Source organism: Sulfurovum sp. NBC37-1, from assembly GCF_000010345.1.
Lineage (GTDB): Bacteria > Campylobacterota > Campylobacteria > Campylobacterales > Sulfurovaceae > Sulfurovum.
Genome location: NC_009663.1, coordinates 2,176,000 through 2,192,041, shown reverse-complemented (window position 1 = coordinate 2,192,041; position 16,042 = coordinate 2,176,000). Strand labels below are relative to the sequence as shown.

Annotated in this window: 13 protein-coding genes and 1 other RNA gene; 8 read left to right on the top strand and 6 right to left on the bottom strand. The window is 46.0% G+C overall.

The window, feature by feature from the left end; all coding sequences use genetic code 11:
• Positions 1 to 218 precede the first annotated feature (218 nt).
• Positions 219 to 1,571 (bottom strand): IS5-like element ISSlsp2 family transposase, encoded by a 1,353-nt coding sequence (locus SUN_RS10930; protein WP_011980130.1) that lies wholly within the window; start codon positions 1,569 to 1,571, stop codon positions 219 to 221.
• Between the two features lie 388 nt (positions 1,572 to 1,959).
• Positions 1,960 to 2,333, bottom strand: a transfer-messenger RNA (tmRNA) gene (gene ssrA, locus SUN_RS13275).
• A gap of 106 nt (positions 2,334 to 2,439) precedes the next feature.
• On the opposite strand from ssrA, the gene SUN_RS10925 reads away from it, so the two are divergent.
• From SUN_RS10925 to SUN_RS10905, 5 genes are read left to right on the top strand one after another with little or no spacing between them, the layout of a single operon-like run.
• The gene (locus SUN_RS10925; RefSeq protein ID WP_012083875.1) at positions 2,440 to 3,222 is read left to right on the top strand and encodes a TOBE domain-containing protein; all 783 of its coding nucleotides are present in this window, start codon (positions 2,440 to 2,442) and stop codon (positions 3,220 to 3,222) included.
• A 13-nt stretch (positions 3,223 to 3,235) separates the two neighbouring features.
• Positions 3,236 to 3,997, top strand: coding sequence for a molybdate ABC transporter substrate-binding protein (modA, locus tag SUN_RS10920; protein WP_012083874.1), 762 nt, complete (start codon positions 3,236 to 3,238; stop codon positions 3,995 to 3,997).
• Positions 3,998 to 4,003: 6 nt separating this feature from the next.
• The gene (locus tag SUN_RS10915; protein WP_012083873.1) at positions 4,004 to 4,405 is read left to right on the top strand and encodes a TOBE domain-containing protein; all 402 of its coding nucleotides are present in this window, start codon (positions 4,004 to 4,006) and stop codon (positions 4,403 to 4,405) included.
• Positions 4,398 to 5,093 carry a molybdate ABC transporter permease subunit gene (modB, locus tag SUN_RS10910; protein ID WP_012083872.1) on the top strand — a complete coding sequence of 232 codons (696 nt, stop codon included), beginning with the start codon at positions 4,398 to 4,400 and terminating at the stop codon, positions 5,091 to 5,093. The genes SUN_RS10915 and modB overlap by 8 nt, the downstream gene beginning before the upstream one ends.
• Positions 5,090 to 5,938, top strand: a complete 849-nt coding sequence (locus SUN_RS10905; protein WP_012083871.1) for an ABC transporter ATP-binding protein — start codon at positions 5,090 to 5,092, stop codon at positions 5,936 to 5,938. Before modB ends, SUN_RS10905 begins: the two co-directional genes overlap by 4 nt.
• A gap of 1 nt (position 5,939) precedes the next feature.
• Here the strand turns inward: SUN_RS10905 and SUN_RS10900 are convergent, their stop codons facing one another.
• The 4 genes from SUN_RS10900 to trpA form a co-directional block, all read right to left on the bottom strand.
• Positions 5,940 to 7,448, bottom strand: a complete 1,509-nt coding sequence (locus SUN_RS10900; RefSeq protein WP_012083870.1) for a hypothetical protein — start codon at positions 7,446 to 7,448, stop codon at positions 5,940 to 5,942.
• A gap of 189 nt (positions 7,449 to 7,637) precedes the next feature.
• Positions 7,638 to 11,039, bottom strand: coding sequence for a BadF/BadG/BcrA/BcrD ATPase family protein (locus SUN_RS10890; RefSeq protein WP_012083869.1), 3,402 nt, complete (start codon positions 11,037 to 11,039; stop codon positions 7,638 to 7,640).
• A gap of 68 nt (positions 11,040 to 11,107) precedes the next feature.
• On the bottom strand, positions 11,108 to 11,893 hold the full coding sequence (gene lgt, locus SUN_RS10885; RefSeq protein WP_012083868.1) for a prolipoprotein diacylglyceryl transferase: 786 nt from the start codon (positions 11,891 to 11,893) through the stop codon (positions 11,108 to 11,110).
• Between the two features lie 79 nt (positions 11,894 to 11,972).
• Positions 11,973 to 12,716 carry a tryptophan synthase subunit alpha gene (trpA, locus tag SUN_RS10880; RefSeq protein WP_012083866.1) on the bottom strand — a complete coding sequence of 248 codons (744 nt, stop codon included), beginning with the start codon at positions 12,714 to 12,716 and terminating at the stop codon, positions 11,973 to 11,975.
• Between the two features lie 402 nt (positions 12,717 to 13,118).
• On the opposite strand from trpA, the gene panB reads away from it, so the two are divergent.
• Genes panB through SUN_RS10865 form a run of 3 tightly spaced genes read left to right on the top strand, consistent with a single transcriptional unit; the run spans position 13,119 to position 15,977 of the window.
• The gene (gene panB, locus SUN_RS10875; protein WP_012083865.1) at positions 13,119 to 13,931 is read left to right on the top strand and encodes a 3-methyl-2-oxobutanoate hydroxymethyltransferase; all 813 of its coding nucleotides are present in this window, start codon (positions 13,119 to 13,121) and stop codon (positions 13,929 to 13,931) included.
• The gene (ruvB, locus tag SUN_RS10870) at positions 13,931 to 14,944 is read left to right on the top strand and encodes a Holliday junction branch migration DNA helicase RuvB (RefSeq protein ID WP_012083864.1); all 1,014 of its coding nucleotides are present in this window, start codon (positions 13,931 to 13,933) and stop codon (positions 14,942 to 14,944) included. Before panB ends, ruvB begins: the two co-directional genes overlap by 1 nt.
• Positions 14,934 to 15,977 (top strand): AI-2E family transporter, encoded by a 1,044-nt coding sequence (locus SUN_RS10865; protein ID WP_012083863.1) that lies wholly within the window; start codon positions 14,934 to 14,936, stop codon positions 15,975 to 15,977. Before ruvB ends, SUN_RS10865 begins: the two co-directional genes overlap by 11 nt.
• The last annotated feature ends 65 nt before the right edge of the window (positions 15,978 to 16,042 follow it).

The following is a 16,042-nucleotide window of genomic DNA, read 5'->3' as shown; positions in this document are numbered from 1 at the left end:
TTTGCTCATCCAACCAATCACCCCACCACCGCATAAGCTCTTTCCTCTGATCCAAATACTGAGCTCTATTGTAAGCCTGTGATACCCTGGAGCCTATCTTGTGGGCTAACTGTACCTCTATAGTTGCCCGTGAACAACTCCATTTTCAGATCCAATTATCCAAAAGAATCATACCCCAAACACATCCTTATACCATTTCTAAAAATGCTATTCGGGATTTAAGCCCTGTTTGGAACCAACTGAACCCTGTATTGCTCCCTAAAGAGCATAAAAAACAAGACAGAAAGCATTTTCACGAATGCCTTCCTGAACTTGTTGTAGATTTTCCTTAGATTGTATCCACAGGCTGCCATAATCGTATTGACCAGATTGCCATGTTCTCCTATGAGGAAATTTCTTCCCATCCGGTGATCCTGTTTGGTATGGGAGAATACCGTTTCTATGGAGGATCTCCGTTTGAGCTTCTTGTGTCTTTTTTTGTTTGCAGATGTCTCGATCAGTACAGTTGTATCACCTTGATAACCGTGACCCCTGTACCCCTTATCGGTAAAGAGGTAATCAATACTTTTATTGAATAGATCGGATACACTCTCATTTGTTTTATCGAGTGCCTCTTTCAGCGTATGTCCGTCATAGGGATTGCCTTCATGCGCATCAGCGTGAATAATGAAACACTCCCTGGTGGTAGTGATGAAAGTGGACTTGTTGCCAAACTCATAACGCTTGTGTGCTTTGCCTTTTGAGATGCAGGCTGTATGAGGTTCATGAAAACTGTAGAGTTTGTTTTTGGAGTTGCGTTTTTGATCAAAGAGCTTTTGGCACTGTTCAAGAAGGATTCTGGCATCCAGGTCCAGGCTGATCCCATCCTCTTCGGATTTTCGTACTATTTCTCTCAAGACCCTTCCCAGTCTTATTTTGAGTTTCTTGAGTGTGGCAGCTTTGCGTCTGAACTGTTTGGCATGGTTGTAGCGGGAGTATTTGATCAGGAGTTTCTTTCCTGCTCTGATATAGCTTTGTCGGAGTCTGATATTCAGACGCCTGGCCAGTTTGGCAAGAAGAACAATGCCTTTGTAATAGAGTTTGGCATCTGTGGGGTAGGCAATGTTTTTCTCCTGTACCGTAGAGTCAATCACGGCGTACTCTATACTTTTGGGTTTGATTACTTTTGTTTGAAAACCGCTTTTGATGGTCTCTTGCAGCAGTTTGTAGAGTTTTTTCTTTTTGAGCCTCTCTCGAAATTTGCTCATAGAGCTTCTGTCTATAGGAAAAGTGTGTTGAAACACTTTCTCTCCGCAGAAGTACTGATAGTAGGGATTCTCGATATAGGCCCAGACGATACTTTCATCACTCAGATCAAACATGTAGCGCAGATAATGCAACCCTACCATCAGGCGGATAGGTTTATTGGGATGGCCTGTAGTGGAAGGATAGGCTTTACTGAGATCTTCTTCGATACTTTTCCAATCGATAGAGTTTGCCAATTTAACAAGCGGATGATTTTCATCGATGATGTCACTCAGCTGTTTGCAGTGATCAAACAAGGTGACTCTCTCTTGTTTTTCCTGAATCATAAAATACTCCAAAACTGCAAGGTTTTATAGTGTAGCTATGTGCTTTTATGTATATTTAGGGTAGCATAAAAGTGCTTTGAAACCCCTTGCAGTGGGGCTTTGTGGGTTTTTCACGGGGAACTCTATAATGTCAGAGTTAAAATCACTCTTTTCATTTGCAATGGTGGAAAACATGGCACGGAAGCCGTGGGGTACGATGCGGTCAAATGGTCTCTTTGCTATAGTGTACCAAAAATGTATCATTACGTGTACCACTTGCTCTGTGGTGTAGTGAGTTGTGATTATTTTTTGTGAGATGATATGATATGCTTTAAAACCCGTATTTTAGGGATTTACAAAGAATTGTGATTTTTTATGAGTTGTATTGAATTGTTACGAAATGTAGTGTTGGTGGAAGTGAGGGGAATTGAACCCCTGTCCTAAAATAGCTAGGACTATGACTCTACATGCTTAGTCGGTGTTGATTGTTCTCGTTTGGTTTCGTTCAACACCCAAAACTACACCAAACCAGCCAGAATTCTCACACCGTGGCATGGCTTCCACGGAGCATAGTCATCAGATGTGATACCCAAAGATCCGGTTAAGATGACACTCACCGGCAGGGCAGTCCTCCGCGTTAGCGGGGTTAATGACTTACGCTACTGCGTAAGCTGGACGATAATCTGTATTGTTTGCGTTTAAGCTAAGTGGGCCGCGTAACGGAATTGCCCAGTCCGACATGCACATAGCCCCGACTACTCCAGTCGAAACCAAGTCACTCCCATGTGGGCGGATAATAACACTTTTAGGTTAGTTTGTCAAGGGCGTTATTTCTTAAGGTATATAATGCTAAGATTTTCGTTATGTATTTAAGTATATAAGGAAAAAGATGGAAGTCACATCGCCACTTACCTTTGAAATTTCCGGTGAACCGTTCCTGCTGGAAAAACGTATACGCCTTTTACATGCGATAAATGAGCATGGTTCCATTTCCAAGGCGGCCAAAGCAGTACCTATGAGTTACAAGAGTGCCTGGGAAGCGGTTGATGCGATGAACGCACTCTCTCCGGAACCCATTGTTTTCAGGGAAACAGGCGGAAAAGATGGCGGCGGTACGACCATTACAGCATATGGAATGCAGCTTTTGGAGAATTATGCACTGCTGAAAGAAGAGCATAACCGTTTTCTGGAACGTCTTTCCAAATTGACGGACATTCAGAGTGGAGCGTTTAAAACCATTGGGCGGCTGGGATTGCAGATCTCGGCACGAAACCAGATACAGGCAGTGGTTACAGCCGTTGAACCCGGAGAGGTCAATGCAAAGGTTCACCTGAAATTAAAAAGTGGGCAAGAACTGGTTTCTGTGATCACGGAAGAAGCCGTTGAAGACCTTGATATAAAAGAAGGACAGGTGGTAACGGCTATTTGTAAGTCTTCAAATGTTTACCTCCTTGCGGAGAATGAGAATAAGAATGAGATGGAAAACCATCTTGAAGGCAGGGTAGTACAGATGGAAAAAGACAGAAAAAATGCGAAGATAACGGTAGATATCGGCGAGCATGATACGATCGTTTCTGTAATGTCCCTGGCGAACTTTGAGAAATGGGCAATAGCAGAAAGCAGTAGTGTCATAGTAGTAATTGAAGCAAAAAATTTAATGTTGGGAAGATAAGGAGGAAGATGCAATGCTAAAAAAACTCTTTTTGGGAATCTTACTGCTGAACAGTCTGCTCTTTGCCGATACGATTACGGTTTTTGCGGCAAGTGATCTGAAATTCGCACTTGACAGCATCAAGGCAAAGTTTCTGGTACAGCATCCGGACGATACGGTCAATATGATCTACGGCTCTTCGGGTAAAGGAAGGATACAGGTGGAAAAAGGGGCGCCATACGATCTCTATTTCTCTGCCAATATGGATTATGTGGAGTATCTGCACAAAAACGGGGATATCGTGACGAAACCCAGACTTTATGCCATAGGAAGGATCGTGATATGGAGCAAAAATAAAAATTTTGATGCTAAAAAAGGGTTTGAGAATTTCAAAATGTCATGGGTACATAAAGTGACCATTGCCAATCCGTCGCATGCGCCGTATGGACAGAAAGCGAAACAGGCGCTTGAAAGTATTGGGCTCTACAAAGCGCTGGAACCCAGGATCGTCTTTGGCGAGAATATCTCCCAAACAGCGAACTATATCAATATGAAAGCTGCCGATATAGGCATCATCGCACTTTCGCTGGTACTTGCTCCCGGCATTGCCGGGAGTGAATACAGCAGTTACTATCTGATAGATGATTCGCTTCATGAACCGCTGAGACAGGGGTACGGTATCACGAAACAGGGTTCGAAGTCAAAACTGGCCAAAGCATTTTATGAGTTTATGCAAACACCACAGGTACAGCAGATCATGAAAAAGTACGGTTTTGTCGTCAATAAACAGGCATAAGAGAAGATGAACAGAATTACTGCAGCGATCACCGGTATCGATACGGTTGAAAATCTCAACATCGTACAGTTTAATGTACAGGGTGACAGCCTGACAATGATGAGTTTAGACCTTGGTGATACCGTCCGGATCGGAACCGTGGTCAAACTTGCAGTCAAAGCAACGAACATAGCCATAGGGAAGGATATCGGCGGATCATTGAGTTATGCCAACCAGTTACCGGTTATCGTGGAAAACATTGAAGAGGGTGTCTTGTTGAGTGCTGTGACTTTAAGGCATCTCGATACCGCTTTGGAGGCGATCATTACTGCCGATACTTTGAAAAAGATGGATTTGCATATAGGTGAAAAGGTCACAGCACTCATCAAAGCGAGTGAAATCTACATTCAGGAGATCATCTATGAATGAATTGTTTCAGACCATCGAATTCACGCCTTTTGTGCTTTCATTCAAACTCGCGGCGATCACGTCAATGATTCTTTTCACGATAGCCCTGCCTCTGGCATGGTACCTTTCGCAGACACGTTCCAAAGTGAAGCCTGTCCTGGAAGCCGTTACAGCTTTGCCTATCGTACTGCCGCCCTCCGTTCTGGGGTTCTATATGCTCTGGGCACTCTCAGCCAACTCTCCCATAGGGGCTTTTTTTGAAGAGATATTCGGTGTCAAGCTGGCTTTCTCTTTTCCCGGACTGGTGATAGCCAGCTGTTTTTACTCCATGCCCTTCATGGTCCAGCCCCTGCAGAGCGGATTTGAATCGCTCAATAAAAATATGCTTGAAGCGAGCTACATCGCAGGCAAAAGCAGATGGATGACGCTTCTCAAAGTGGCACTGCCCAACATCAAACCTTCCCTGATGACTGCGCTTATTGTGACCTTCGCCCATACGGTCGGCGAGTTCGGTGTGGTACTGATGGTGGGAGGCAGTATTCCCGGTGAGACGAAAGTGGCATCGGTGGCTATCTATGATATGGTCGAAATGATGGACTATACCTCTGCACATATCTACAGTGCCATTATGATCGTCATGAGTTTTCTGGTATTGCTGGCTGTCTATATCTTCAATGCAAAACAGCATAAAAAGTTTGGTTTACAATGATAGAGATAGGAATCAGAAAAAGCCTTCACGGCAGTACCGGAGAGATGGATCTTTCTGTCGATCTGGAGATCAAAGAGCAGGATTTTATTGCCTTGACAGGGAAAAGCGGGAGTGGGAAGACAACCCTGCTGCGAATACTTGCCGGTCTGGAAAAGGCGGAAGGGAAGATCACTGTTTCAGGAGAGATCTGGCAGGATGGGAAACGATTTCTTCCTCCTCAGCAGAGAAAGATCGGTTATGTTTTTCAGGAGTATGCCCTGTTCCCCAATATGACGGTAGAAGAGAATCTGCTCTTTGTTGAGAATGACAGAGTCTTGTCGGATCGTTTACTTGAACTTACGGAGTTATATGATTTGAAGAAAAGACTGCCGCATTCTCTGAGCGGTGGACAGCAGCAGCGTGTCAGTCTCTGCCGTGCCATGATGAAGCGTCCCAGACTGCTGCTCATGGATGAACCGCTGTCCGCACTTGACCCTGAAATGAGGATGAAACTGCAAAGTGAGATACTGGCACTGCATAAAGAGTTTGGTACCACAACGATCATGGTCAGCCACGACCCGAGCGAGATCTACCGTTTGGCGTCACGCGTCCTGGTGCTGGAGCAGGGAGAGATCATCAATGACGGCAAGCCCAAAGAGGTACTGCTTCAAACACAGGGCTCCCAGAAATTCTCTTTCGAGGGTGAACTGCTCGATATTACAAAAGTGGATGTGATCTATGTGGCCATTGTTTCCATCGGACAGCAGCTTGTTGAAGTGGTGGTCAGTTCCCAGGAAGCAGAAAAATTGGAGATCGGACAGAAGGTTAGGGTGAGTACGAAAGCCTTTGCTCCGATGATCGTATAATTCATGTAATGCTGTAGATCAACTGCGCTGCAGTACCTGCTTTTTCATTTTTGGGCTGGTAGAGGTAATTGTTCAACTTCTGAGGAATATGCTCCGGTACTTCCAATGTTTCATATTCCTCTTTGGCGGCTTGTTTGGCTTTGAAGAGTGCCATTTGTACACGGCTGTAGAAATTGGCTGCACCTTCTCCCGATGTCTCTATACTGAGGAAATTCGCCTGCGGATAGCGGCTGGTCACCAGTGACTGGACTCCGTCCGACACCGCGGAAGAGGGCATGCATCCGAAAGGTTTGATGGAGATGACGAGGTGTGCAAGATTATGCTTGACGCTTTCGATGAGGTGTGCCACCTCAAGGTGCCCTTCTCCTCCGCTGCAGTCGAGTGTATAGTACTCCTTTGCAAGCTCTGCCAGCTTTTCCATATTTGGAATGTCATAGTCATGCAGGCCGATGGCTTTGGCATAAAGTGAAAAGTGGGTTTTGACAGCCGCTTTTCCGGCTTTGATGAGCATGCGCGTTCTGACGTTTGAGAAGTCTATTTTTTTGCCGTTCTCGACAGCGAGCTTCTCTTTTTTGTTCAGAGCCTGTTCTGCTTCCCAGATGCTAAGCATCAGGCGATTCGTGATAGGTTGCGGTATGCATTCCGCCCCCTCGGTTTCCAGAAATCTGTGTAGATTGTAGTTCCCGTCACCCTCTGTCATCGCAGCCCAGAATTCTCCCATGACCATCACTTTTGCTTTGGGCTGCAGACGGTTTAGTTTGACCTTTTCCAGAACAGTCCGGCACTTCCAGAGTGCATTGATAAGACTGGAATGATCCAGAAAAGCCTTGGATACGATCTCTTTACATTTTTCTACAGCCTTGTCAATGCTTCCTTTCTCCACTTCATAGGGGCGCATTTTATAGGTCAGAATGTTGATGATGTCGCCGATGATGACGGCCTTGATGAGTCTAATGAAGAATTTTGGGGTAAAACTGAGAATATCTTCCTCTATTGTATCTCCCTGAAAGATCCCCTTATCATGTTCGAAAGAGGTCAGTCTGAAACCTTCAAAGCCCGCATCACGCAATGCCTTTTTGTATTCGGTGATGTACATACCGAAACGGCATGGGCCACATCCCCCGGCAGTGATGTAAACATATTTTCTGATGATCTCTTCACTGCTCAATCCCTGTTTGTCACGGAGGTCCTGCAGATATTTGACCAGGTTCCCTACGGTAAAGTAGGTAGGGTTGCACTGGCCTCTGTTCCCAAAGGCTTTTCCCGTCTGAAAGGATTTGAAGTCCGGGTTGGGCAGGGCAATGAAGTTGATATCCATGGAGTTGAGGGCTGCTTCGACCAGTTTGTCCTGCAGGAGTGTCAATCCACCCGAGAGGAAGATGGTTTCTTCTTTTGGGGCATATTCAATGGGTTTGGAGGGAATGTCTCTCCATTGGGAAGGCGCTTTGTTAATGAAACTCAGATCACCGTTCTTGTCAGTCATTTTAATACTTGTACATGCTGAACTCATTTTTTCCTCAAATTGTTATTTTGATATTTAAATTTCTTTTGTTACTTTTTTCTTTTTGTACTGCGACAAAAAAGAAAGGAAAGTAACCAAAAAAGAAAAAGCGCAAGTGACATAAAGTGTTTGCAGGTAGTGTATTGCTAACGACTTTGGATAATTTTACTTCGGTAGCGGTTTTATTGATAGAAAATATCATGCTAGAATCTTTGCTTTGGTAACGGCAATACGTTCTTTTGCATTTCTCAGTGTCTGCTTGTATTGTTCCAGAGTATAGGCAAAAGTCTTTACTCTTATCTTAATGGACCCGCCCGGCTTGTTTGCATCGATGTCGTGAAGGGTCAGATGCGGTGTACGTGAAGCGCCGAGTATCTTGTCGATGATGGCATAGGTCGGTGCGTCGTGCCCGCACTTGAAGGAACTGAGGTCAAGTACAGCCACATTGGGATGCCGTGCAGCGAATTTGGCTGCCCAGACCTTTTGTGCCGAATTGGTCGAGAAGTTCTCTGCCCAGACATCGCGTATATCATAAGGGGATTCTATGATTCCCTGTGAAACTTCTTCTCCAAAGAAGCGCATCAGATAGGTTTCATCTTTGGGAATGGCACGCATGGAGAGGGTCTTGAACCCGAGTGACTGGAATTCGTCGAGAACTTCATGGTTGAGCCCGGGGTCGGAATGGTAGGGACGTGCAAGCAGCAGAATAACGACTTCATTGTTCTGTTCGGCCTCATCTAGAATACGGTGTCCCTCTTCCATTATCTCCCGGTCGTTTTCATCGAGTGCCTTCCATGCCTGCTCGGCCGCCCAATGGTTCTCATCTTCCGTGATACGCAGTTTTTCCCCCCATGTGGCAAAGAGCTGTTTCTCAAGCAGTTTCCGGTTATCGAAATTCAGCGCTTCATCGACATAGACGATCCCTCTCTCTGAGAAAAGGTCCTTCTCTTTGGTAAAGGCAGAGTAGACCACTTTGGGTGTACCGGAAACGATGGGGCATGAGGTTTGTCCCATGGTATGCTGAACGTAACCGGGAAGCTCCGTCACGGCGGGGAACCATAGGTAGTCAAATGCTTTTTTTGCAAATTTTTTGCTGTACATCAGTGCATAGACATGAGACTGTGCCACTTTGGCAGGGTAGCAGGAATCCACAGAACCGTATTTGGCTCCTTCAAGGTACATATCTTCATTGGAAAAACCGGAGAACTGGATGTTGAGAGGGTTGATGCCAAGCGCTTCAAGATAGGTTCGCATGAAGGGGGCCAGGGAGTAGACATTGAGCACTTTGGGAATGGCGATCTTGAGTGCTTTCCTGTAGGCTGCATCTTCCGCTGAACTGACTTTGAAATTCCGTGTGACCTCTCTGCGCAGTGTCGGCCCCCAGCCGCCAAGGGTCACTTTTACCTGCTGCTCTTTTATCTGTGTAGATGCTGTCGGCTTTTTATCCAGCATGTAGGTGGGTGCAAAAAGTTTGGAAGACTCTTTTTTGACAAGGTTTGGTACGGTTTCCTGTAATGCTTTTCTGGAACTTTTCAGTGCTTTAAAGGCATCTGCAGACTCGACTGTACCGTCTTCGCAGGAGAACCCGGCAATGTAACGCACGGTCTCCGAAGAAGGGGTATGGGTATCGATGAAGGTACGTGAGCAGTTGATGGTGCAGAAATGGCAGCGCGTACTCTCATCTGTCTTGGAAGTATAGGTCATCTGCAGTGCTTCCTCCAATCCGACAAAGGTGGCCGTGCCTCTTTTCTGTACGACATCTCTTGCTTCAAGTGCGGCGCCGATAGCTCCGGCTTCACCCGGATGCGGATGGACGTCTACCCTGGCATTAGGTACACGTTCTTTGATGTAATCCACCTGTGCTTTCAGCGCTGCCTGGTTGTACTGTGTGCCTCCCTGCAATACGAAGTGGTCTCCGAACATGGCAAGGTTGGGGGCTTGTACGACATACTGCCAGACATTCTTGGGCAGAACCTTCGATATACCGGCAAAGAGTTCCTCTTTGGTGTATCCCTCTTTTTGAAAGTTCACTCTGTCTGTATCGAGAAAAACAGCACATCCGTAGTTGAAACGCGGTGCCTGCTTGGCGGCAAAGGCGACATCTGCAAAGCCCTCCACCGGAACGCCGAACTGCTTGGCCATACTCTGCAGCAGGGTTCCGTTACCGGCACTGCACTGATTGGAGAGACGAAAATTTTTCATCATCCCGTTCTCCATGAAAAGCACTTTGATGTCCTGTCCGCCGATATCACAGATAACATTGATGCTTTCGCCAAAAGCCTTTTGTGCACTTTTCATATGGGCAATGGTCTCGATGATATTGGCATCGGCTTTGAGCGCACCACCGAGTACATCTGCTGCGTAGCCGGTGACGCCAAGACCTTTGATATCGTAGTATTTCCCACTTTCTGATTCCTTGATCTTTTGCAAAAGTTCCAGCGTATCGTCAATGGGGTTTCCTTTTGAGAGCTGGTAGACTTTCAGAAGTAGTTCACCTTTTTCATCCAGCAATACCGCTTTGGAAGAGGTGGAGCCTCCGTCTATACCGAGGAAGCAGGTGGTTTTTTCTGTCAGAACAGGCGGATTGAAAGGCTTAATAGCGTATTGTTCTTTAAATGAATAAAGTTCTTCTGCACTCTGAACCAAAGGGGTGTCAATATTGTCATTCTGGTTGACACCGCCTGTATCCACCAGTGTTTTCAGAGCAATAAGTCCGCTGAAAGATTTGTCGTGGTTCGCTTCGCCTTCACCAAAGATCACCGCGCCCAAAGCGGCATAATACTGGGCATTTTCAGGCACAATAATCAGTTCGTCCAGCTTGTTTTTATCGTAGTCTATGCCACGTTCATCCCAGAGTTCGGCAATGCGCATGCGCCAGCAATCCTGCAAAAACGGCAGATAGGTGTTCGGTCCGCCAAGCAGCAGGACTTTGGGCATGAGTGTATTGCCACGTGTCAGCACTGTCAGGTTCTGCATAACAATGGCGTCTGCCAGGGAGTTCATGATCTCATTGGAAGGAACGGAGGTCTTGACAAGGTTGACAATGTCCGTTTCGGCAAAGACACCGCATTTGGCAGCGACATGGTGGAGCTTCTCTGTTGCAAAGGTGAGCTTCTGAACTTCTTCGCTCTCCATACCGACCTTCATGGTACATTTCTCTATGGTGGCTCCCGTACCGGAAGCGCATTTGTCATTCATGGAGGTCAGTACGGTTTTTTTGCCGTCCTTACCCTCCTTGAAATGGATGATCTTCGCATCCTGTCCGCCCAGCTCCACCACGGCATTCACGTCTGGATGATGATGTTCCACTGCAAGCACGACAGCATTGACCTCCTGAACAAAACGCGCATTGAGTGTCGGGGCGATCCGGCTGGCTCCCGAACCTGTAATGTAAACTTTGTCAATGTTGTCATAGGCTTCTTTATGGGTTTGCGAGAGTTCTTCCAAAAGCCTTAGAAGGGTAGGTGCCTGCTTGGTGTCGTGCGGGGTATAGGCTTTGGCGATGATGTTGAAGTCTCTGTCGCACAGTACGTATTTGACAGTGGTGGAACCAATGTCGATACCAAGTGCATAATGATTTGTTTGGTTTTTTGCATTCATAAATGTTTTTTGTATACCTTATTCCTATCTCTACTTTTTTGGAAAAAGTAGGTAAAAATGACAAAGCACTATGTACTGTGTTTCTTTTTTAAAGCCCATAATATCCATATGATACCTATCAAAATAAAAGGTAAACTTAAAGCCTGCCCTGTGCTGAAAGGAAGGTCCCATGTGTAGTCTGCCTGTTTTGTCTTAGTGTATTCAAGTAGAAAACGGACCGTAAACATAAAAGTCAAAAAGATACCCGGAAGGATGCGGGTAGCAAAGTCCGGTTTGCTTTTGAGGTAGACCAGGAGCATAATTACCAAAAGTATCAGGTAGGAAAAGGCTTCATAAAGTTGTACCGGGTGTCGTGGAAGCATGTCGACACGCTCAAAGATGATTGCCCAGGGAAGATCGGTAGGTTTACCCAGGATTTCGGAGTTAAAAAAATTTCCAAAACGTACGAATGCGGCTGTAATAGTACCGGCAATAGCAGTTCGTGAGAGCAGCCACATGAAATCGAGTTTATATTTTCTGCAAAAGAGCCAGATGGCCAGGATGGAACCGAGCAAACCGCCATGGCTTGCCAGTCCCCCTTTCCATATCTTCAGTATTTCAAGTGGGTGGGAGAGATAGAACTCCGGTTCATAAGCAAAACAGTGCATCAGTCGCGAGCCGATAACCGCACCGACCATGACATAGATGAGGAAACTGTCCAGAAGAGCAGGGGCTTTGCCTTCGCGTTTAAAGATCCATTGTAACAGCATAAGTCCCAGAAAAAAGGAACCAACGAACAAAATTCCGTACCAGCGTAGCTGCAAGGGACCTAAATGTAATACAACGGGATCGACATTCCAGATAAAATGTTCCAATAGAATTGCCTTCATAGGGAGTGAACCCGAATTATTTACGGGTTTTGAAGGAATTATACATAAAGTTTTTTAATGGGGCTTAGCTGTTGATCCTCTCTTTGATCTCTTTTGCGATCTCTGAAATTTTTGCGATCTTCTGAGTGTTATTTAAATTCTCGTCAAGCAGTACTTTCACGAAAGCGGAACCTACAATGACACCATCGACCCCTTTGGCTTTTTCTCTGGCCGTATTCTGATCGACACCGAAACCCACATAGATGGGAGTTTGTGTGAATTCTTTGATATCAGAAATAATAGGCTGAAGGTCTTCACTCTGTCCCGTACCGGTGATCCCTGCATAGGCAACAAGATAGATGAACTTCTTGGCATCGGTCACGATCTCTTCGATACGCTCTTTGGTATCTGTAGGTGCGATGAAGTCTATCAGACTCAGTCCGGCAGCTTCAATGGCAGGCTTGTAAGGTTTAGCCTCTTCAAAAGGGAGATCGGGGATGATGAATCCGTTCACACCCGTCTCTTTTGCCTGGGAAATGAAATAGTCCATTCCTCTGTGGTAGAAGGGATTGAAATAGCCCATCCAGAGTGTATCGATATGTGGCGCTATTTTAGCAGAAGCCTCGAATAGATGCTCCAGTTTGAAGCCGTTTTGAAGTGCTTTGAGGTTGGCAGCTTCTATGACAGGACCGTCAGCGACCGGATCGGAGAAGGGCATACCGAGTTCGAGTGTATCCACACCGGCTTCCGCCAATGCCAGTGCAGCATCTATCGTGAAGTTCAATGAAGGGAAACCGGTGGTAATATAGGCAACTAATTTTTTATCCAAAATATACTCTTTATGTGTCAAGATGATTATTTGGGTACCTCCGAAAACCCTAAATACTCATAATGGGTTTTGCAAATGTGAGATTTTGCAAGAGGCTTTCAAGTCCTAGCCAAAGCTAAGATGAAGTAAGCATCTTGTGAAATCTCACATTTGCAAAGCCCACCCTGCGGGCATCACTAGCTTTCGCCTATGCGTCGTTACTCTTTTTTGACTTAGCTATGGCTAGGCCTGCAAAAGAGTGCCTAGCCTAGACAAAAGCTAGAGATGTTATGAGTATTTAGGGTTTTCGGAGGTACCCATTTGTGATATTATACATTTTTTTGATAAAATGAGTACCAAAATACAGCCGTAGTGGTTCAACAACACGTTGCCGACAGACTAAGAAGGAATAGATTTTATATTATGAGCATCCATACCCCAAGAATAGAAAAAAAGATCACCTTGTCGACTATATCGGCTATGAAAGGTGTTGAGCCCATTACGATGGTGACGGCCTACGATGCGCTTTTTGCCCGGCTTTTTGACGGCGAGGTGGAAATGATCCTGGTCGGTGACAGTCTCAATATGAGTTTTCTGGGTAAAGAAGATACTCTTTCTGCCACGATGGACCAGATGATCTACCATACGCAGGCGGTGGGTAACGGTGCCAAATCGGCATGTATCGTTTTCGATATGCCTTTTGGTTCCTATACGACAGCGGATATCGCACTTGAAAATGCCGTGAGGGTCTATCATGAGACAAATGCGCAGGCGGTGAAGATCGAAGGAGGAAAAGAAAAGGCTGACATCGTACGTGTCCTGTCAGAGAACGGGGTAGCCGTAGTTGCACATATAGGCCTGATGCCCCAGCATGTACGCAGTGAGGGCGGCTATAAGGTCCGAGGGAAAGATGAGGACGACATCAAGGCACTGCTTGAAGATGCTTTGGATCTTCAGGCCGCCGGAGCAGCTTTGATACTGGTAGAGGGGGTTAAAGCGGAAGCAGCCAAAGCTGTTACGGAAGCGGTGCAGATACCGACCATCGGTATCGGTGCGGGGAACAGTACGGACGGCCAGGTACTGGTCTGGTCCGATATGTTCGGTTTCTTTGAAGCCTTCAAGCCCAAATTCGTCAAACGTTACTGCGACGGTGCCAAAGAGGTAAGAGAAGGGTTGGAGCAGTATATCAGCGAAGTGAAATCGCGAGCATTCCCGGATGAGGAGCATACGTATTAATGGAAAGAATGGTCGAAATAGAGCGTTTTGACGAAGAGGCTTCGTACGAAGTAACACTTCGTCCGAGTTCCTGGGATGAATATATCGGGCAGGAAAAGATCAAAAAAAACCTAAAAGTGTTCATTGAAGCGAGCAAGCGCAGGGAAGAGGCACTTGATCACATTCTTTTCTTCGGGCCTCCTGGCCTGGGGAAGACGACACTGGCGAACATCATCGCTTCTGAAATGCATACCAATATCAAGACCACTGCGGCACCCATGATCGAAAAAGCGGGTGACCTTGCAGCCCTTTTGACCAATATCGAAGAGGGTGATATTCTTTTTATCGATGAGATCCACCGTATGTCCCCGGCTATTGAGGAGATACTTTACCCGGCAATGGAGGATTTCCGTCTCGATATCATTATAGGCAGCGGCCCTGCGGCACAGACGGTGAAGATAGACTTACCGCGCTTTACTCTCATCGGTGCGACCACACGGGCAGGTATGCTTTCCAACCCGCTGCGTGAACGTTTCGGTATGCATTTCAGGATGCAGTTCTATACTCCCGAAGAGCTTGCAAAGATCGTTTCCCAGGCATCGCACAAACTTGAAAAACCTTCCAAAGCGGAAGCGGCACATGAGATCGCGCGACGAAGCAGAGGTACTCCGAGGATTGCCCTGCGTCTGCTAAAACGCGTACGGGATTTCTCCGAAGTGGCCAATGAAAACGAAGTGACTCTTGAAAGGGCCAGATATGCCCTCGATGAGCTTGGTGTGAATGATCTTGGATTCGACGAACAGGATATCAGGCTGCTCGAACTGCTTGTCTCCGCCAAGAACAAGCCGATGGGCCTGAGTACCATCGGTGCGGCATTGAGTGAGGATGAAGGGACGATCGAAGATGTACTCGAGCCCTACCTTATCGCCAATGGCTATATCGAGAGAACGGCCAGAGGACGGATTGCCACGCCAAAATGCTATGAGCATTTCAAACTGGGCGGCATAACACAAGGATTATTTGATGATCAGTAACAAAAGCCTGATGATCACGGCACTTTTTGTCTTTACCGTAATCGGTGCCTACAGTATCTATCAGCCGTTTTTGCTGCCCTTGAGTGTGGCCATATTGCTTACTATGGCTACCTACAATTTGACAAAGAAAATGATCAAATTTTTCAAGTCAAGAAAACTCAGTGCCGGTATTGCCACACTGCTTCTGGTACTTATTATCTTTGCACCTATTGTCTATATGGCAACGACCGGGGTCGGATATATGACACAACTCGATGTGGAGAAGATCAAACATGTCACGGAGGTGTTCAAGACATTTGGTGAAGAGATCCCTTTTGTCAAAGGATGGGTACATACTGCGCTTAGTGATAAAGCCATAGCAGGGTATGTGCAGGATGCCACCTCCTACCTGACAACGGCTGGTTCTGTGGGGATCGGTTTTGTGAAAAATATGATCCTTGTACTGGTTTTCTACTTTCTGATCAACTATTATGGAGAGCGTTTCTTTGAACTGATACGTGCATTGCTGCCGATCAACAAAATGAAAAGTGCCAAGATGATACATGAAGTATCCTCTACAATGGAGGTAGTCTTTTATTCCATCATCATTACAGCGATCTTTGAAGGTTTTCTTTTTGGTATTATGGTGAGCTATTTCGGTTTCAACGGGCTGCTTTTTGGTATGATCTACGGCTTTGCCTCCCTCATTCCCCTCATTGGAGGAGCAGTGGTATGGGTACCGGTCTCGCTTTATGCCTGGACCACTATCGATGCCAATACGGCGATCTTTATTGCTTCCTATTCTGTAGTGGTCATCTCCATCATTGCCGATACTTTCATCAAACCGGTGATCATCAAGGTGATCAAAGAGGATCTGCTCAAAAGCAATATCGAGGTCAACGAGATCGTGATCTTCTTCTCCATATTGGCGGGGATGAGTACCTACGGTTTCTGGGGGATGATCCTCGGGCCGGCAATCACGTCATTCCTGATCGCCATTACCAGAATATACATTGAATACAACTCCAAAGAGCAGTTGATGGCTAAACAGTGAACAGAAGATTTTCATTAACTTGATGCTATTATCTGCTCTAACTATTTTTCGAAAGAATCAAATTA